The 17,928-nt window shown below is 62.5% G+C and carries 21 protein-coding genes; 11 read left to right on the top strand and 10 right to left on the bottom strand.

All coding sequences use genetic code 11. The features are described 5' to 3' along the window. Window positions 1–42: 42 nt before the first annotated feature. Genes ARC39_RS23450 through ARC39_RS23440 form a run of 3 tightly spaced genes read right to left on the bottom strand, consistent with a single transcriptional unit; the run spans window position 43 to window position 2,566 of the window. Window positions 43–819, bottom strand: a complete 777-nt coding sequence (locus tag ARC39_RS23450) for a CPBP family intramembrane glutamic endopeptidase (protein WP_068118719.1) — start codon at window positions 817–819, stop codon at window positions 43–45. Then, window positions 812–1,393 carry a hypothetical protein gene (locus ARC39_RS23445; protein WP_068118716.1) on the bottom strand — a complete coding sequence of 194 codons (582 nt, stop codon included), beginning with the start codon at window positions 1,391–1,393 and terminating at the stop codon, window positions 812–814. Before ARC39_RS23445 ends, ARC39_RS23450 begins: the two co-directional genes overlap by 8 nt. Before the next feature lie 57 nt (window positions 1,394–1,450). Then, a complete protein-coding gene (locus tag ARC39_RS23440; protein WP_068118713.1) occupies window positions 1,451–2,566 on the bottom strand; it encodes an alpha/beta fold hydrolase in 1,116 nt (371 codons plus the stop codon). A gap of 569 nt (window positions 2,567–3,135) precedes the next feature. Here ARC39_RS23440 and ARC39_RS23430 point away from each other — a divergent pair. Then, complete coding sequence (locus ARC39_RS23430) at window positions 3,136–3,846, top strand: TetR/AcrR family transcriptional regulator (protein WP_149866531.1); 711 nt, start codon at window positions 3,136–3,138, stop codon at window positions 3,844–3,846. A 99-nt stretch (window positions 3,847–3,945) separates the two neighbouring features. On the opposite strand, the gene ARC39_RS23425 is transcribed toward ARC39_RS23430, so the two are convergent. The 6 genes from ARC39_RS23425 to ARC39_RS23400 form a co-directional block, all read right to left on the bottom strand. Then, a complete protein-coding gene (locus tag ARC39_RS23425; protein WP_068118703.1) occupies window positions 3,946–4,476 on the bottom strand; it encodes a DoxX family protein in 531 nt (176 codons plus the stop codon). A 56-nt stretch (window positions 4,477–4,532) separates the two neighbouring features. Continuing rightward, window positions 4,533–5,648, bottom strand: coding sequence for an ABC transporter permease (locus ARC39_RS23420; protein ID WP_068118699.1), 1,116 nt, complete (start codon window positions 5,646–5,648; stop codon window positions 4,533–4,535). A gap of 12 nt (window positions 5,649–5,660) precedes the next feature. Next, entirely contained in the window at window positions 5,661–6,911 is a 1,251-nt protein-coding gene (locus ARC39_RS23415; RefSeq protein ID WP_068118697.1) for an ABC transporter permease, read from the bottom strand. A gap of 3 nt (window positions 6,912–6,914) precedes the next feature. Next, on the bottom strand, window positions 6,915–7,841 hold the full coding sequence (locus tag ARC39_RS23410) for an ABC transporter ATP-binding protein (RefSeq protein WP_068118692.1): 927 nt from the start codon (window positions 7,839–7,841) through the stop codon (window positions 6,915–6,917). Window positions 7,842–7,858: 17 nt separating this feature from the next. Next, on the bottom strand, window positions 7,859–8,281 hold the full coding sequence (locus tag ARC39_RS23405; RefSeq protein WP_068118691.1) for a DUF2141 domain-containing protein: 423 nt from the start codon (window positions 8,279–8,281) through the stop codon (window positions 7,859–7,861). A gap of 165 nt (window positions 8,282–8,446) precedes the next feature. Beyond that, on the bottom strand, window positions 8,447–8,665 hold the full coding sequence (locus tag ARC39_RS23400) for a hypothetical protein (RefSeq protein ID WP_068118689.1): 219 nt from the start codon (window positions 8,663–8,665) through the stop codon (window positions 8,447–8,449). Window positions 8,666–8,843: 178 nt separating this feature from the next. Here ARC39_RS23400 and ARC39_RS23395 point away from each other — a divergent pair, with 178 nt between their 5' ends. Continuing rightward, window positions 8,844–9,254 (top strand): DUF2568 domain-containing protein, encoded by a 411-nt coding sequence (locus ARC39_RS23395; RefSeq protein ID WP_201455797.1) that lies wholly within the window; start codon window positions 8,844–8,846, stop codon window positions 9,252–9,254. 24 nt (window positions 9,255–9,278) lie between these two features. On the opposite strand, the gene ARC39_RS23390 is transcribed toward ARC39_RS23395, so the two are convergent. Continuing rightward, window positions 9,279–10,058 (bottom strand): LytTR family DNA-binding domain-containing protein, encoded by a 780-nt coding sequence (locus tag ARC39_RS23390; protein ID WP_068118686.1) that lies wholly within the window; start codon window positions 10,056–10,058, stop codon window positions 9,279–9,281. Between the two features lie 233 nt (window positions 10,059–10,291). Between ARC39_RS23390 and ARC39_RS23385 the strand changes: the two genes are divergently transcribed. The 9 genes from ARC39_RS23385 (at window position 10,292) to ARC39_RS23345 (ending at window position 17,806) form a co-directional block, all read left to right on the top strand. After that, complete coding sequence (locus tag ARC39_RS23385) at window positions 10,292–10,780, top strand: DUF2141 domain-containing protein (protein ID WP_068118684.1); 489 nt, start codon at window positions 10,292–10,294, stop codon at window positions 10,778–10,780. Beyond that, on the top strand, window positions 10,773–12,005 hold the full coding sequence (locus ARC39_RS23380; protein WP_068118683.1) for a TCR/Tet family MFS transporter: 1,233 nt from the start codon (window positions 10,773–10,775) through the stop codon (window positions 12,003–12,005). Before ARC39_RS23385 ends, ARC39_RS23380 begins: the two co-directional genes overlap by 8 nt. Before the next feature lie 26 nt (window positions 12,006–12,031). Next, window positions 12,032–12,277 (top strand): hypothetical protein, encoded by a 246-nt coding sequence (locus ARC39_RS23375; RefSeq protein WP_068118681.1) that lies wholly within the window; start codon window positions 12,032–12,034, stop codon window positions 12,275–12,277. 236 nt (window positions 12,278–12,513) lie between these two features. Beyond that, complete coding sequence (locus tag ARC39_RS23370) at window positions 12,514–13,536, top strand: AraC family transcriptional regulator (protein WP_068118678.1); 1,023 nt, start codon at window positions 12,514–12,516, stop codon at window positions 13,534–13,536. A 205-nt stretch (window positions 13,537–13,741) separates the two neighbouring features. Further along, window positions 13,742–13,933, top strand: coding sequence for a hypothetical protein (locus ARC39_RS23365; RefSeq protein ID WP_068118676.1), 192 nt, complete (start codon window positions 13,742–13,744; stop codon window positions 13,931–13,933). 42 nt (window positions 13,934–13,975) lie between these two features. Continuing rightward, the gene (locus tag ARC39_RS23360; protein WP_078059442.1) at window positions 13,976–14,947 is read left to right on the top strand and encodes an SDR family oxidoreductase; all 972 of its coding nucleotides are present in this window, start codon (window positions 13,976–13,978) and stop codon (window positions 14,945–14,947) included. Then, window positions 14,947–15,873, top strand: a complete 927-nt coding sequence (locus ARC39_RS23355; RefSeq protein WP_068118675.1) for an N-acyl homoserine lactonase family protein — start codon at window positions 14,947–14,949, stop codon at window positions 15,871–15,873. The genes ARC39_RS23360 and ARC39_RS23355 overlap by 1 nt, the downstream gene beginning before the upstream one ends. Next, a complete protein-coding gene (locus tag ARC39_RS23350; protein WP_078059441.1) occupies window positions 15,870–17,423 on the top strand; it encodes a phytoene desaturase family protein in 1,554 nt (517 codons plus the stop codon). The genes ARC39_RS23355 and ARC39_RS23350 overlap by 4 nt, the downstream gene beginning before the upstream one ends. A gap of 53 nt (window positions 17,424–17,476) precedes the next feature. Then, window positions 17,477–17,806: a DMT family transporter gene (locus tag ARC39_RS23345; protein ID WP_068118673.1), complete on the top strand. Its 330-nt coding sequence runs from the start codon at window positions 17,477–17,479 to the stop codon at window positions 17,804–17,806. The last annotated feature ends 122 nt before the right edge of the window (window positions 17,807–17,928 follow it).

Raw genomic sequence — 17,928 nt, 5'->3', positions numbered from 1 at the left:
CCAAGGACAAACCGTAGCCGCGAATGAAGGGTGTGGACAGCATCACAACCCGACCCCAGCCGCTACGGAGATCGCGCCAATGATCACGAAGGTCCCCTCGAAGCCGTGCAGGATGATGGGAAACCAGATGCTCCGAAAACGTTTGGCAGGCCAGACCCAGGCCATTGTGCCGAGGATGAAGCCAAGCATCTGGGTCGGTCGGTGCAGGTGATACAGCGCAAACAACACCGAGTTCGCAACCCAGTCCCAGTCGCCGAAAACGCCGTTCATCTTTGGCAGGAGCACGCCCCGGAACAACAGTTCCTCGCCGAGGAGGTAGTTGAACAGGCAAGAGATCAGCGCAACACCGACCAACCACCAGGCGCCTTCGAGCTCCGGCACAGCCAGAATGGACAGGTCGAGTAGAGGCAGGTTTGCGAGGGCCGGGAAAGGAATGAGGATCAGCTCTCCGATGAACACTCCGATCGGCGATACTTCGAGCGCCACATAGAGGACGAACATCGGAATCAGCCACAGAAAGAGCCAGTAATTGGCCACGCCTGTCTTTGGGTCTCGCGGCGCTTTCAGCCAGATGCGCTCCTTGACGGCCGTCCAGGTGAATTGCTCGAGCTCCTGTGAAAGCAAGATCACCGAGAGGACGAACTGCCAGACCATGCCGCCGATCAGCAGGTACCAAACCAGGAGAATCCACTCCACGGATCCGATCTCCGCCATCGCGGGCGCCACGCCAAAGGCGAGGATCGGCATCGGGATCGAGACCGCCGCCCAAATGAGGAGGATCTTGCCCAATCCGTATTGGGCTTCTGTGTCGCTATTCACTGTCCAGGACCTCCGGATTGTCCATTCGCTCCACCGGCCGTGTCCCGTCGCCGGGCCTGAAAACTACGGCAAGACCCGCGACGATCAGGGTCAGCCCGGCAACCAGCCCCAAGGTCAGGTTCGACAGAATTCCGTATCCGCTGATGCCGATCACAAGTTCGAAGACGGCGGCGGCAGCGAGGAATGCCAGCAAGCCAAAGAACACAAGCGGGCGACCGTCGGCGATGGCTGCCGGATCGTCATGGACAATCCCGAACAGCCACCAAGCGGCCCCGGCGGCAACGGGGCCAGTCAGGATCCAGGCGTAAGCCCAGCTCTGGAAGTGGTTGGCCAAGTCCTGGTAGCCAAGGACGGCACCGGTGACGAGTGTTGCCATCCCGAGCGTTGCGAGCGCCCTGGTCTGATCACCGGTCATCATGCCTAGTGCCATGACCAGGGCTCCGGGGATCATGATGAAGAACGACCAATGCATCGACAGGGTGAACAGGTCACCGGAGAATGTGTTCAGGACCAGCAGAATTGCGCCAAGGGCGACGAGGCCGATGCCGGCGGGTTTTCCAAGGGGATTAATCATGGCTGTTTCCACTGCGGTTGGGCGGGTGGACCGTGCATTCGCGCTGTGCTGGATGCGTCAGCGGGACAGCAGGGTCCGATCCTTGATTGCGATCATCGTCTCGGTCCAGGCGTCTGGTTGGTCGAACATGACCATATGAGCCGCACCGTCGATCGCCGTGAAGCTCTTGTCCGGGGCCTCCAGCGCGTCGTGATAGGCTTTTGCCAGGACGGCAGGCGTGTTCCAGTCCTCGGTGCCGGTGATGAAATGCACAGGGATGGTGGCACTGGGAAAGTTCTCGAACAGGTCGTAGCCGGCGAGAAGCTCGGCGCTTTCGATGGCCTTGCTGGAGAGCTCAAGGCCGGGCATGTAGGCTTGGATATCCGCTTCGCTGTAGTACGGGCTTTGCCCGGAAATCGCGTAGTCCAGGTAGCGATCCTCGAGACCCTCGGTGTGATAGTCGCCGCCTCCGTACTGGGCGACCGCCTGCCTTTGCACGATGAGATCCGCCTCATCCAGCGCATCGAAGGGTTCGATCTTCTGCAACGCCGCCAGAATGTCATCGTCGCCATTGCTGCTGGCTTGCATCTTGACCCAATCAAAGCCGATCTCGTGGCTCCGCTCCCATGCGACCCGCTCCGAGATCGCGATGAAGGCATGATACGGCGTGCTGTCCTCGGCGATCGTCATGAACCCAAGGGCGCTGCCCCAGGATTGCCCGGCCAGGAATATCCGATCCTGACCGAACCGGTCGCGCAACAGGTTGGTCAGCTCCAGCGTGTCGCGCACGAACTGATCCGGCGTGATATCGGCCGCTGTGAGCGCATCGCTGTAGGAACTGCCCGCGCCGCGCTGGTCCCAATGGACAACTGTGAACGCCGCTTCGAGCTCTGGTGTCTGGAAGAGCGGTACCCAGGGAATGATGGCGCCACCGGGTCCGCCATGAAGAAACAGCAGGACCGGGTTGTCGGCGCTCTGGCCACGGATCAGGACGGTCTGCTCGACCCCGCCGAGCGTGAGACGCTCAAGCGACACGATACCGGTGTCGACCATTACCCCCTCGGGCGTCTGGACCGGCGGCAGGTCGGCAACTTGCGAATGGGAGATCGCCGGGGTCATGGCGAGTTTCACTGTCAGGGTCAAAAGGGCGAGAGCCACGAAGACTCCAATCGATGCAACGTCAGGTCGTTTCATTCCAGGGCTCCATGAGCAGGTGTTTCCTCCGGTCCGGAGGTTGAATCCCGTTCGGGTTTGGAGGGCGTGCAACGCCCCTGCCGCAATGCGAGTGTAGCATCTCTGCCATCAATCGGGCGGGCTTCGGCGCGACCGGCGTTGTCCGGAGACGCGCTTGCACAACCGATCTCCCGCAGGTTCTTTTCGAGTAGCAAGGCCATCTCTCTACATCAGGTCCAGATAGGTCGGAGACACGGTCTCGGGCAGAATTCCGATATCCCGCCTGAGATGGCGCGTCCCCGGCGCTTGCGAGAGGTCCGCAGCGGGACCGCTACCGCTTTCGCGCGAGAGCAGGGTTTGGAATACGGAACGCCAGCTGTGGACGCGGGGAATAGGTCGCCATTCAATTGAAATCGTTGGAACAAGCATTCTCTTCTCCATGTTCGTAAAATGCGAGCGCCACAGCCCTAACCCCTTGGGATTAAGGTGCTTCGCTCGGCGAATTGGGTTGTTCAGTTAATCGATTCGGCATATACCGACTGTTGGTCTGTATATGCAGACCGGCGGTCGGTTTGTAAAGGAAAACCTCAGTGAGCGAGAAAAGACGCACCAACATGAAGCCCGAGGCGCGGCGGAACCAACTACTCGACTGTGCCCAAGCGCTGTTCTTTTCCAAAGGGTTCGAAGACACGACCATGGCGGATATCCTGCAGATGGCAGGCGTGTCGAAGGGTGGCTTTTACCATCACTTCAAGTCCAAGGATGAGCTTCTCTTTGGCGTTCTCGACCGGATGGCAGCTATCGTTTTCGGCAACATGGAGGCGATTGCCGAGGATACCGAATCGTCCGCCGTGGAGCGGCTTCGCAGCTTCCTTCACCTGAGATCCGACTATCTCAAGCAGCACGACTATCCCGGGCAAGTCGAGTTCTTCCGCGCGATGAACGCGGATCAAAACAACTTCCTTCTTACGAAGTTCAAGGAAACGGTCATGCGGTTTTCCAAACCCGCCCTGACCGGAATAATCGAACAAGGTTGCCGCGAAAACACGATGTCGGTGACCAACGCAGGCATCGCGGCCGAAATGATCATCACTCTCAGTTCATCCTTCGACAATGCCCTGTTGCGCGCCATCGAAGCGCGTGGAACGCCCGCGGCGGACGAGGCGGCAGTTGATCTTCAGGATGCACTCGATCTGGCTTTCCTGACCATCGACCGGGTTCTCGGGCTTCCCGATGGCACGACCGATTTTGGGTGGCCTGAAGCGGTCCCGGCGACAATGGCAACTCGGCCGCCTGTCTAGCGTGACGAAGCGTCGGAATGGGTCAACCGGCGTGCGGCCGCCTTGTTGCCCAAAGCGCCGAGTGAGACACCAGATGAAAGACCACTCAACCAATTCGCATCAGGTTCGCTTCCTTGCCGTCCGGAACGTACCGCTCTCTACAACAGAGAAAAGGCTCCTTGTCATCGCCAGAGAGACATTGGCCTTGGCGGGTCGAACCGTGAAAAACCAAGCCCACCAGAACAGGAGAGCCTGAAGCGGAGTGCGGATCAGCAGGTAGACGCCGCCCCAGGTATGCCCCCCTATGCCGATCTGGTTGATTGCGGCGGAGATAGTGGCCGGGAAAACGGCGACGAGCACAGCCATGGCCGTCAATCCGGCCAGCCGTCTGCTTGCCGGATGCAGAATCCCGAGGGCAATCGCGATAGCAATCAAGCCCATCGCGATGACAAGGTGTCTCGAAAATGGGACGAAGTGCGGCAGCATCTGCATCACCGCCTCGGTCTGCGCGAGTTGCCCCAAGCCAAAGAAGGCGAATGCAAGGGCGATGCCGAGAACGCCACCGAAACCTACCCGTTCGGCGCCTCCGATGACCCATGAAGCGAGAAGCGGAAGCAGGAGCAGGCAGAGAATGATGGTCTGCGTCGTCATTGAATTATCTCCGGGTCCAAGTGCCATCGGTGCTGGGAAGGGGCGGTGGTCCGACTTCAGTCGAACCTGAAGTACTTCGCCGCGAGACCTGCAATCGCGATGGCGGCGATCAGAAGCGCGGCAAGGTGGGGAAGCGCCGTGATCGGCGCATCGCCGAAGCTGACCAACCGGTGCATTGCGTCCATTGTCCAGCCGGTTGGAACGACCATTTGCAGCGTTTGCATCCAGGTCGGCGTGACCTCGATGGGCCACCACGCGCCCCCGAGAGCGGCCATGATCATCGTCAGCAGCATACCAAGGCCTGCGACCTCGCCTTGAGACCGGCCAAGCGACCCGACGAGCAGCCCCAGCGAGGCGCAGAAGGCTGCCCAGCCGAGAAGGATCAGCAGGATGGCCGGCAGCGACGGCCCCCAGTCCATGCCGAACACTAGAGTGCCGACAAGCATTGCAAAGCCAATCTGCGCAAGGGCGAGCAGCATCCGTCCCAGCCATTTGCCGGCCACGATCTCGCGCCGCGAGAGAGGTGCGGAGGCCAGTCGCCGCAGCATCCCCTGTTCGCGTTCCATCAGCAGAAGCACGCCACCGGATGTCAGCAGGACCAACATCGTGAACATCACCAGGATGCCGGGGATGGTCTGCTCGAAACCGGACGGCACACGGCCCAACCGGCCAGCCGCCTCGATCTCGACGGTCAACGGACGGCGCTCTTTGGCGAACGCGGCAACGGTAGATGGTGCCTCTCCACGTGCCGCGATCGTGGCCAGTTCCGCCTGAAGCGTCAGTGCCGCCCGCCGGAGCCGAAGAACCTCGAACTCTGTGGCCGGCGTCGGATCCCCGGCAACAAAGGTGGCGACCACCGGTCCATCAGCACCATTCGGCGACGGGGATAGGCGTAGAGTCGGGGCATTCGTACCCGCTTCGGCAAGAATGAAACCGCCTTCGGTCAGGAGGTCGAGAAACCGGTCCGTTTTCGGATCGTTTTCGGCGGGGGCTTCGACCACGATCTCCGAGCCCGACATCATCGCACCGAACCCGCCAGCCGTCATGTTTCCGATGAAAAAGAAGAACACCGGCGGCATGAGCACAAGCCAAAGAAGCGTGGCGCGGTCCTTCAAGGCGAAAAGCAGGTCGTTCCGGGCGATGAACCAGATATTGGCGAAGATGCTGTGCATGATGTCCTCCGGTCAGCGGGATGCGAACCCTGCCTGCAAGCGCCAGGCGGTTGCGGCGGTCAGGGCGAGTGTGACGGCGAGGGCGACGGCAAGGACCGGGCCAAACCCGGCGAGATCGCCGGTGCCGATCAGGTATGCCTTCAGCGGCTCCAGCATCATTCCGTTCGGCGTGAATCGCCCAAACGCGGCAAGGAGATCCGGCATGCTCTCCAGCGGGAAGAAACTGCCACCCACGAGCAGAAGCGGGAAGAAGACCAGCGAGGAGAAGAGTGCCCCCGCCTTACGGCTCGGCGCCAGCACCTGGATCATTGAGGCGAGCGCGGCGAGCACCAGACCAGCCAGAACCAGCCACGCGAGCGTGAGCGGCAGGCTTGCCCAATCCAGCCCCAGCGTTGCGAAGCCCAAGAGCGCCAAGGGAAGGATCACGAGCATCAGCACGAGGGCAGACGCGAGAACGCGCGCCAGAAGGAAGGTCACGAGCGGAGCAACGGTGCTGCGCAGCCGACGCAGCGTGCCCATCTCGCGTTCCTGCCACAGGTCTTCGGCAAGGCCTTGCGCTGCGAAAATCACCGACATCATCAGGAGACCAGGGAAGAACAGCAACGTGAAACTCGCCTCGCGCGCGCCCTCGGTCGTTTCCACGGCGATTTCGACCGGCGCAGTTGTCAGATGCGGCAATGCCTGGAAAAGCTTGGTCGCTACACCGCTGGCGAGGTCGCCGACCGCGGCCGCGGCCTCAGGCCCCGACTCTCCGGCCGTTTCGATATCGGTCGCCAGCCGGCTCGCAACCTCCAGTTCCGGGCCAAACGCCAGTTGCACGTAGCTTCCGAAATCGGCGATCAACCGTGTCAGCTCTTCGGCCATCTCGGGCAGGATCTGCTGCAAAGGATTGACGACCAGACGCAGCGCCTGTGGCTCCGACCTGAGAAAAGCCCTCTGGAACCCGTCCGGGATCACCAGCATCGCCGTGGCATCGCCCTCGTCGAGCATTGCCAGACCGGAATTGGTCGCCGAGGGTTCGAGGATCAGGAGGTCGCCGAATTCCTCGCGCGCCAACATGTCGACCAGCGCACCCGACAGGAACGAGCCGTCTTCGTCCGAGATCAGCAGGTGGACCTTCGGCGTGTCACCGTCCAAGCCGCCCATGACGGCGGAAAGGAGGCTCCCGACAAGCAGAGGCACGCCGATCCAGATGGCGACGGACCAAGGCTGCGCGGCGACCCGCCGGAGGTTTTTAAGGATGGATGCGGTGAGGAAGGTCATATCTCAGGCCCTCAGCTCGGCGCCGGTGAGCTTCAGGAACAGGCTTTCAAGGTTCGGCCGCCGCACTATCGTCTCGCGCACCTCGGCGCCGGTTTGTGAGAGCGCATCGAGAAGCGTGGCGAGACGCGCCGGACCGTCCTCGGCCTCAAGCGTCAGACGTGAGTCCTCCGATTGCAGAACGGCAACGCCCTCGGGCAAGGCCTCGTCAAGTGTATGGCCGGGAGCGAAGGCCCCGGTCAGGGTGATGATGTCGCGTTCGCCCACCTGCGCGCGCAGTTCGGCCAGCGTTCCCTCGGCAATCTTGCGCCCCTGGTCGACGATGGCGATCCGGTTACAGAGCGTCTCAGCCTCCTCCATGTGATGCGTGGTGTAGAGAACGCACGCCCCGCGGGCGATCTGGGCGCGCACCATATCGAAAAGGCGCTCGCGCGATTGCGGATCGACCCCGACCGTCGGCTCGTCCAGCAGCAACACATCCGGTTCATGCACGATCCCGCAGCCGAAGTTCAGGCGACGCTTCATGCCGCCGGAGAAGTCCTTCGGCTTGTCATGCGCCCGGTCGACCAGCCCGATTACCTCGAGCACGTCGGCAACGCGGTCCGCCAGATTGGCCCCCCGCAGTCCGTAGGCCGACCCCCAGTAGCGCAGGTTCTGTACCACCGGGAGATCCTCGTAGATGGCCATCTCCTGCGGCACGATGCCGAGCCGCGCCTTTGCGGCGCGTGGCGCACGGATGAGGTCGTTCCCGGCGATTGCGATCTGGCCCGAGCTTGGCGGGATCAGACCGGAGATACAGTCGATTGTCGTGGACTTTCCGGCACCATTCGGGCCGAGCAGACCGAAAACTTCGCCGGGCTGCATGGTGAAGCTGATCTCGTCAACGGCGGTAAGACTGCCAAAGTGCTTCGAGAGCGCATGTACTTCGATCACGGGGTCAATCCTCCCGGTCAGTTTGCGGTTGTGAGCGGTATGCGAACGGCGGCGCCCTCAGGTGGTAGAGTGAATGCGGCACGTTCGAACAGTGGCGGGCCGAACCGAGCCTGAGCGCGGTTCGAGAAGGCGAACGCCTCGCGGGGGATGCGCAAGGGACCCGTATCGAGCACGCCATTTCCGTTCGCATCGTGGATGATCGCAATCCCATAGCGGCCGGGCGGAACAGCGAGCCGGACCTTGGCGGTGCCGGCACTGGTGACCTCGATGGTTCGGCTCGCGACCGGGGAGCGCATCCAGTTGTCGGCAGTATCGAAGACAGACAGGAGGATTTCGCCCACGGCCGGAACAGCACCGGTGACGCTGATTTCGAGGTCCGCGGCGCTGCCTTCTGACGTTGTACCTGCGAGAATTGCCGCCAGGATGATGGCGCGAAGCATGGGCATGGTTCTCCTTTCTGGTGTGAGAGGCATCGGTGGCGGTGGAGCGGTCACATCGCCCAGGCGAGGACCGCCCAGATCCAAAGCGGCGCAGGGGCAGCGACCCAGACGAGACCAAATGCGAGAGACTTGTAGAGGCAGAGGTTGTGCATGAGACCGGTCCTTTCAGAGAAGCCCAACGGCGATGGCGAAGGTGGCGGCGAAGAGGACGGGATACCCGATCATGAACGCGACCTGCGCGTTGCGGATCAGGCAGCGCCCGACCGGGTCGTCGGTGTGGATGTCGAAGATGCGGCCACGGATCCCGTCCGAGGCAAGCGCCAGGCAGAAGAGGACGAAGAAGAGGACGGTCGCGGCCTCGGCGGCGAAGACGACAAAATGCATGGTTCAGCTCCTTTGGGCCCATCGCGTTTGGTGATGACGCCAAAAAAGGGCCAGGCCGCCGATTCTCGGGAGCGATCCTTCGCGGGGCCCTTGTTTTCTTCGCAAATTGCTGCGCCGTTGCAGTTCACGTTTCGCGAACGGCAGCCCTCAAAGCGCCAAGAGAAAAGACATCGCAGGCGTGGAGCGGGTTTCGTGCTACGATGCTTGGGGCCGAAAGGGGACGATCATATCAGCCTGGAACCTCGCGCTTCGCTTCCTTCTCGAACTGGCGGCACTGGCCGGGCTGGCCACCTATGCCTGGGGGTTTGCCAGAGGCCTTCTCGGGTCTCTCTGCGCCGTCGCGGCTGTCGCTGGCGCCGCCGCCATCTGGACCGTCTTTGCCGTCCCCGACGATCCCAGCCGGTCCGGTCACGCGCCCGTTCCGGTGCCCGGGGCCGTCCGGTTATGCCTCGAACTGGTCGTCCTCTTCGGTGGCGCGCTGGCATTTCACGCGGCGGGGTGGAGCGCTGTCGGCGCCGCCTTGGCGCTGCTGATTGCAATCCACTATGCCCTCTCCACGGACCGGATCATGTGGTTGCTGGCGCAGTGAGGAACTCCCGGGATTGCGCCCGTCTCAGAGCCAGCCTTCCTCGCGCAATGCCTTCTCGAAGGACCGCCCCACCGGGATTTCGGTGCCATCATGTGCAATCAGCGTCTTCTTGTGGCGCTCGCGCCTCACATCTCGGACGGCGTCGCGCGCGACCCACCAGGACCGATGCACCTGCATCCCGTCGCTGTCGGAGAGGTCTGCGACGGCATCGCTCATACGATAGAGAGCAAGTCCCGCACCCTCATCCGTATGAACCCGCAGGTAATGATCCTCCATCTGCATGTACTGGATCCGCCCGTTCAACCCGTCGGGCCGGCGTTTCAACTGCCCGATGGTCGGGATCGCGTTCGATGCATCGATCTTCTCCTGCTCCGCGCGAACCTCCGCGTCGGGGCGCGCTGCAGCAAGGATGGGCCAACGCTCCACGAGCGTGTACTGGACCAGCGAGAAGACGAAATTGATCACGATGACATTCAGATAACTCATCCAGGGCGGCGGCAGACCGCCCTCCGGATTGACAATTGTGAGCATCAGCCAGCGCACCTCGAAGGTCAGCGGGACGGCCCCGATGAAGGTTTGCGCCAGGAGCAGCGCCCATCCGGGCCAGGCCTCGGCCCCGAAAGATGCGCGCACCCCGCGCGAGATCAAGAGCATCTGCAACCAGCCTGCCGTGATGGCGAGGATCCAGAAGATCCCCACATCCAGAAGCCGGTCCGTGTCGTCCTTGGCCACCCAGATCATGAAGGCGGAGGTGGCGAGAATCGCGATCGCGTACCGGGATGTCAGTGAGGGCTGCTTGCCCACCGCCGCTCCTTATCGCCGCTGCAATTGACGTTTCGTGAACGGTAGCATCGTCGCTTTTGGCGAAACAAGCTTGGCCTTTGCGCAGGTAATGCTGCGTGGCTACGCATGCTTGTCATTTTGGGGGCATGATACATGAACACACACAATCCCCAGTCGCCCGAAAGCGCTTCCTTCATCCCCTTGGCGCTCTCATCCTCGCAGCCGCACTCTCGCAAGGTGCTCGGGCGGACGACTTGACGGTCACTGTCGACGGCTTTGCCGATGATCTGGGACAGGCCGTCGTGGAGCTCTACGGCTCCGCCAAAGCCTATCGCGACGGTGCTCCCGAGACAGTGCTGACCACGACGATCATTGCTCGTGAAGCGAAAGTCACGCTGAACGGGCTCATTGGCACCTACGTGCTTCGCGCCTATCACGACCGCAATTCGAGCGGTTCGCTCGAGACCGTGGCGCCGGGCATCGCACTGGAACCGTCCGGCTACTCGCGGGGCGCGTGGTCGGAAATCGCCCGGCCCGACTGGGCGCTCACCGTGATTTCCTCGGGCATCGAACCGTCGGAGCATCGGATCCGGCTTCGCACGAACGCCTTCGTCGCCTTTGCTCAGATGCTCGCCGTCGGACTGCCTGCCCTGCTGGCCGTCTTCGTGGGGCTTGCCCTGGTGCGCTGGCTTCGCGGCGCCCTTCAGCCGTCCAAGGATATCGGAGACGCTTCCCATGACTGATCGCCGCGATACCCGTCTGTCCGTCCTGTTCATCTTTGCAACGCTGACGCTGAACTCCATGGGCGTAGGATTGATCCTGCCCGTGATGCCCGACCTGATCCGCGATGTGACCGGCGGCGATATCGCTGAAGCCGCGGGCTGGGGCGGCATCCTGGCCACGTCCTATGCGGTCATGCAGTTTCTCTTCGCACCAACGGTCGGCGCGCTGTCGGACCGGTTCGGACGCCGCCCGGTCCTGCTCGTGTCTCTTGCCGTCTTGGCCGCCGATTACGTCGTTCTCGCGCTGGCTGGATCGATCTGGCTTCTGCTCGCGGCGCGCCTCGTTGGAGGCATCACCTCGGCAACCCAATCCACGGCCGCGGCCCTGATCTCCGATCTCTCCACGCCCGAGGACAAAGCGAGGAACTTCGGTCTGCTCGGTGCGGCGTTCGGGATCGGCTTCGTATTTGGCCCGGTCATCGGCGGCCTGCTGGCCGAATTCGGCACCCGTGCGCCCTTCTGGGTTGCGGCCGGTTTGGCAAGCGTGAACCTGATCTTCGGCGCGAGCGTGTTGAAAGAGACCGTCACCGACGAAATCCGTCGCCCCTTTGACCTGAGGCGCTCCAACCCCTTCTCTGTGTTTGCCAAGCTACGCGAGATGCCCAGCCTTCTGCCGCTTCTGACGCTGTTCTTCCTCTACGAGTTTGCCTTCCTCGTCTTTCCATCGACATGGGCCTACTTCACGCAGGCGCGCTTCGGCTGGGACACCGCGACTGTCGGCCTGTCGCTCGCAACCTTCGGGATCGCAATGGCCGCTGTGCAAGGTGGGCTGATCGGGATCGTCCTGCGCCGGTTAGGCGAAACACGTACCATCGTCTGGGGCTTCCTCTTCAATACCCTGACCTTTGCGCTTCTGGCTGTCGTCGGAAACGGCACTGCGATACTGCTTCTGGCCCCGCTCTCCGCGCTTGGTGCCGTGGTCACGCCGGCCCTTCAAAGCCGCATCGCCAATACTGTCGCCGTTGACAGCCAGGGCGAAGTTCAGGGCCTTTTGGCCTCGGTTCGAGCGGTCGCGATGATCTTCTCGCCCCTCGTGATGACGCAGACTTTCCGCGCCTTCAGCGGCGCGGATGCCGTCGCGAACGTTCCCGGGGCGGCCTTCCTCCTCGCCATGGGGCTGATGATCGTGGCCCTTCTGATCAACGCTTCGCTTTGTCGGGCAGCGCCTGCATCCCAATCCGCATGAACTCACTCCAAGCGACGGGAAACGCCATGTTCGATCCCAAGAAACTCTCCTTCGCCCGCGACACTCCCGAGTGTGTTCCGATTGTCGCGACGGTTTCCATCCTCGCGCTGACCGGCTGCTCGATCATCACAACTCCAGTCGTGGCCAAGGTTCTTGCCGGAGCCTTCACCGTGTTCTTGGCCTACCTCTCGGTTTGCGTCACCTGCCACGCGGCCACAACGATCCGTGACCGGCTCTGTGGCACCGGGTCGACCTTTCAAAACTGGCGCTGACGCGCGCGCGGATTGCGGAACCTTGCAAGGTCGGATCCGCAGGCCAACAGGAGGCGAACTTCCGACATTCCCACTTTGATCAGTTGCAGTTCGTCTTATGAATTCCGCGTTTGTCTCCCGGTGCGGCGCGCGTTGGTGAGCAGGAAAACTGGCCGACAGCGCATCCTTCTGAGTATATTCGCGCTGGAGCGCCGACGTCGGTTCGTCTGATCGGCTCGCTTGGGTTGGAGTTATTCATGGCGCGGCCAACATTGATCGCCAGTCTGGCATCGTCATTCATCGATTTTGCCGTCCGCCATGGCGCGAAAGAGGCTGCGCTGCTCCGGGCGAGTGGGATTTGCGAGGCGGAACTGCGCGATCCCGACGGCCGCATCCCGGCAGATGCCTATCTTGCATTGATCGATGCCGGTGTGGCCGCCACCGGGGACACGGGGTTGGCGATGCGCCATGCCGCCGAGACCAGCATCGACAGGGTTTCGATCGTCGGTCTGATTGTCGATGCGGCAGGCCCGCTCGACGCTGCGATCGTGCAGCTGAACAGGTACACGCGCATCATGGCGGACTTTCCAGTTGGTGACGGCGCTGACCGGTTCGAACTGCGTCACGAAGGCGACGCCGTCTGGCTGGTCGACCATTTCCCCGGCGCCGAGGTCGCGCCCGTGGCGATCGAAGAAACCTTCGCCAACTTGATTGTGACCTTCCAGAAAGCCGCGCCCGAGCGGAACTTCGCTCTGGAGGTGCAGGTGAGTTTTCCCGCTCCGCCGCATAAGAGGCTTTTCGACGAGTTCTTCCGGGCTCCCACAACTTTTGAAGCCGGACGCAATGCCATTCGAGTAAACCCGGCCTGGCTTGAAGAGAACACGCTGGTCTCGCAGCCCTACGCGTTCGGTCTTTACGCGCGCCACGCAGACAAGCTGCTGGCGGATCTCGAACGCGAAGAGACGACCCGAGCGCGGGTCGAAGCGCAGATCCTGCCGGAACTGCACAAGGGCTCATTGTCAATGGATGCGGTCGCACGTGATCTCGGGATGAGCCGCCAAACGCTCTATCGGCGCCTGAAGGACGAGAAGGTCACCTTTGCCGAGATCCATGACGACCTGCGTCGTAAAATGGCGTGCGACTACCTGACCGCCGGGAAATCCTCGGTCAATGAGGCGGCCTACCTGCTGGGCTTCTCAGAGGCATCCTCTTTCGTACGCGCCTTCAAGCGTTGGACCGGGCAGAGCCCTGCCGCCTACCGGGAAGCGCAGCAGACATAGTCCCGCGCGCCGATTGGCACGTAGTGTCAATCGAATGAGACCTGCGGTCATGCCGACACGTGCTGCGATAAGCTATCCTTGGGACAAGTCGCAGGGCACCGCGACACCTTGATTGAACCAACGCGTCCCGGTCGCCCGTTGCACAGCCAGAACACCCTTTCCGTCCAGCGACAGCTCCGGTTGTTGCCCCTTTGGAGTCATGACCATGTCTGACCTGCTTCGTTTCCGCCTCCATCGGTTCGACGCGCTGCACGCGCTGCTGGTGGGCGACACCCGCAAGAGAACACCCGACAGCTTCATCGAGAACAACCATCTGCGGCGCGACATCGGCCTGCCGGACGCTGAACGGCCCGCCCCCTTGCGTTTCGCCGCGCCTTTGGTCGGCCTGCGCCGCTAGATCCGGCCGGGTCCCGTAACCTCGCCCGCGAAAGGAGCAACCATGCACACTGTTTTTGTCGCCGGAGCAACGGGCTATCTCGGGCGCCATCTCTGCGCCGAGTTCAGCCGCCGCGGTGCCTATGTCATCGCCCTGGTACGGGATGCAAGCCGCGCGGGCGGCGTTGTGGCTGACAGCCTCGTCGAGGCCGAGGCGACGCAACCCGGAACATTGGTCGGTGTCACGGATGGTGCCGATCTCGTCATTTCCGCGCTCGGCATTACGCGGCAATCCGACGGGCTGAGCTACCACGACGTGGACTACCAGGCCAATGTGAACCTGCTCCGCGAGGCCGAACGCGCGGGCGTCGGGCGTTTCGCCTACGTTCATGTTCTGAATGCCGAAAGCATGCGCGATGTCGCGCTCGTGGCGGCCAAGTCTGCCTTCGTTCGCGAGCTTCGGCACTCGGCGCTGGCGTCCACCGTGATCGCGCCCTCGGGCTTCTTCTCGGACATGGGCGATTTCTTCTCGATGGCGAAATCGGGCCGGGTCTGGCTGTTTGGGAATGGAGAGTACCGGATCAACCCGATCCACGGCGCCGATCTCGCGAGCGCCGCCGCAGAGGCTATTGACGCCGGACAGGACTGGCTCGATGTCGGCGGACCGGAGACCTTCAGCCATGTCGAGATTGCCGAACTGACCTTCGAGACCCTCGGACAACCTGCAAAGATCACCCACCTGCCCGACGCCCTGCGCCGCTTCATGCTCCGCGCCCTGACATGGGTTGCGCCCAGACGCGTCCGCGGGCCTGCGCAGTTCTTTCTCACCGCGATGGCGATGGACATGGTCGGAGCCCCTTGCGGCACCCACCGTCTCGTCGATCATTTCCGCTCGCTCGCAAGCAAAATCCCGGCCGACCGGCGAACGGGGAAGCACTCCGAGTTTGGTATGATGAGACGGCCGGCTTCTGGAAGAGGAACACACCACGATATCGACACCAAACGTCCCCCAGGACGCAGTCGGGAGGATTTCTGATGGCCAATGACCAAACCGAGCGATTTGTCTCTAACATAGTCCCAGAAGGTCCCATCACCTCGCTGAGGGTCCTTGTTTCTGGCCAGGCAGAGCAGCATAGGGAGCACCGCTACGGCAGCCGGTTTCCCCAGCTCTTCTGGGTCTTCTTCGGCCAAAGCTGGGTGCCGCTGCCGCTCCATTTCTTCCTTGTCGAGCATCGTGAGGGGCTTGTCCTGTTCGACACCGGGATCGACCCGGCTATCACCCGCAGCAAGACCTACATTCGTCAGGCCATCGGTCGTTTCCTTCTGCCGCGGATCTTTCGGCTGCACCTTGAGGAAACCGACCGCATCGACCATGTCCTTGCGGGTGCCGGCGTGGCCGCCAGCGATATTCGCATGGCTGTGATTTCCCATCTCCACTTCGATCATGTCGGTGGGATCGCGCAGATTCCGCAGGCCGAGTTGCTGGTGAGCGATCGGGAATGGGCGATCTTGTCGGAGCCACACCCGGAGCGGGATTGGATCCTCCGGGAGCATATAGAGATACCTTCCGCGAAATGGCGGCAGATCTCGTTCGCACCGACCGATGACCCGCTGTTCGATGGCTTCGACGGCATCCACGACGTCGCGGGCGATGGCTCAATGGTCTTGTTGCCGACGCCCGGTCACACACCGGGGTCTATATCGATGCTGATCCGCCAGGCGGGGTGGGCTCCGATCCTGCTGGTCGGCGATCTGACGTATGATGCCGCGTTGCTCGAGCAGGAAACCGTTCCCGGAACGGGCGACCGGGAGACGTTGCTCGCGTCGTTCGCAAAGGTGCGTCGCCTGAAGGAGAAACTGCCGGGGCTTGAAATCGTGGCGTCGCACGATTTCGCCGCCGAAGACGCAGTGGCGCGCGCAACGGGCCACGCAACGAATAAGGGGAAAGGAGTGGCGCCATGACCGACAAGAAACGTGAGCATTGGGATGCGATCGTCATTGGTTCCGGCATGGGCGGCATGGCTGCCGCTGCCGCCTTGTCCCGTGTCGGGCACAAGGTCCTCCTGCTGGAGCAGCATCAGACCCTTGGCGGGTTGACGCACAGCTTTTCCCGCGACGGCTTCACCTGGGATGTGGGCATTCACTACCTGAGCGGCCTCGCACCGGAAGACCACGAGCGCGAACTGCTGGATTGGTTGTCTGATACACCCATGGACTTCGTCTCGTTGGGGGCAATCTACGATATCGTGCATATCGGGTCGGGCGAGCCGCTGACCCTTTCCCGCCCGTATGAAGCACAGGAAAGAGACCTCAAGGATCGCTTCCCGGATCAGGTCGAGGCCATCGAGGCCTGGACACATGCGCTGCGCGAAGGCCGCGAGGCGATGCTCAAGATTTTCCCGACCCGCGCGATGCCGACGATCGCGGGCGACGTGCTGGACTGGTGGAACCGGCGCGCAATAACCAAATGGTGCGCCCGAACGACCAGAGACGTCATTGATGACCTCACCGACCATCCTGAGCTTGCGGCCGTGATGGCAGCGCAATGGGGCGATCATGGCGGCCGCCCGAGCAAGGCGAGTTTCGCGATGCACGCCCTGATATCCGCGTCCTACCTCTGGAGCGGTTCCTGGTATCCGGTTGGGGGCAGCGCCGCCTTTGCCGAGCACATCCTCCCGACCATTGCCAAGCATGGGGGAGAGAGCCGAGCCGGGGTTCGGGTGGCGGAGTTGCTCCTCGACAGCGATATGGTGGTCGGCGTTCGCATCGAGGATGGAACGGAGATCCGTGCGAAATCCGTGATTTCCGACATCGGGGCGCGCGAGACCGTCGATGCCCTGCTGCCTGAGAATTGCGTGCACCAGGACTGGATCGCAGAAATCCGCGCGCTGCCTTCCAGCATTGCGCATTTCACCCTGTTCCTGGGCTTCGAGGGCGACATCGAGGCCGCCGGCGCCACCAAGGCGAACCACTGGATCTATCCAACCGGCGAAACCGATGTGGTCTGGACGTCGGCACCCGATGAACCGCCGCCATCCATGGTCGCGTCCTTCGGTTCACTCAAGAACCCGGCGCATGACCCCGGCTCCCGGAAGAAACACACGGGCCAGGTCCTGGTCTGGGCCGACTGGTCCACCGTCGCGCAATGGGCGGATCTCCCGGCGGCAGAACGCGGCGACGCCTACGCCGATTTCAAGCGGCGGGCCGAAGAAACGCTGATGGCGCAGTTTGCCCACTACTTCCCGGATCTCGCCAGGCTGGTCACGTATCGGGAACTGGCCACGCCACTTTCCACCGTGTCCTTTACTGGGCATCGCAAGGGGGCGTTCTATGGGCTCGACGTGACCCCGGATCGTGTGCTGTCCGACGCGCTGCGCGCCAGAACGCCCGTACCGGGCCTCTACCTTGCTGGGCAGGACGTCGCGAGCCCCGGCATTCCCGGGGCGCTTTGGGGCGGTCTACTGGCGGCGGCCAGCGTCGACCCGAAGGTGCTTCACAAGTTCAGAACGTGAGGCCGTTGCCCCCCGCGCGGCCGCACATCGGCTCCCCAACAAGGAGGTTTCTCATGCACTGGGTCTTGCTGGCAATCGGGATCGCTATCGAAATCCTCGCCACCGCATCGCTAAAGCTGTCGGACGGTTTCACCAAACTCAGTTTCGCCGGCTTGACCCTGATCTGCTTCGGGCTGGCCTTCTATGTGATGTCGCTCGTAGTGCGCACCATGCCGCTCGGGATTGCCTATTCGGTCTGGGCCGGGGGCGGTATCGCGGGCGTGACACTCCTCGGTTCCGTGGCATTCGGTCAAACGCTCGACGGATTTGCCTTTCTCGGAATTGGCCTGATCATTGCGGGGGTTATCGTGCTAAACGCGCTGTCTTCGGCAGCGACGGGCTAGGGAAGACGTACTCTCTGCGTGGAATGCTCAGCCCCATCGCGGCTCCCGTGGCCAGATTCCGCCGCCGACCACTAAAACGCGCGCGCCTTCCACGAGACACGAAGCCGCTGGTCAACGCCAGC

It is taken from the genome of Tropicimonas marinistellae (genome assembly GCF_001509585.1).
In the GTDB taxonomy this organism is placed as follows: domain Bacteria; phylum Pseudomonadota; class Alphaproteobacteria; order Rhodobacterales; family Rhodobacteraceae; genus Tropicimonas; species Tropicimonas marinistellae.
This window is presented reverse-complemented; position numbering and strand designations above follow the sequence as displayed.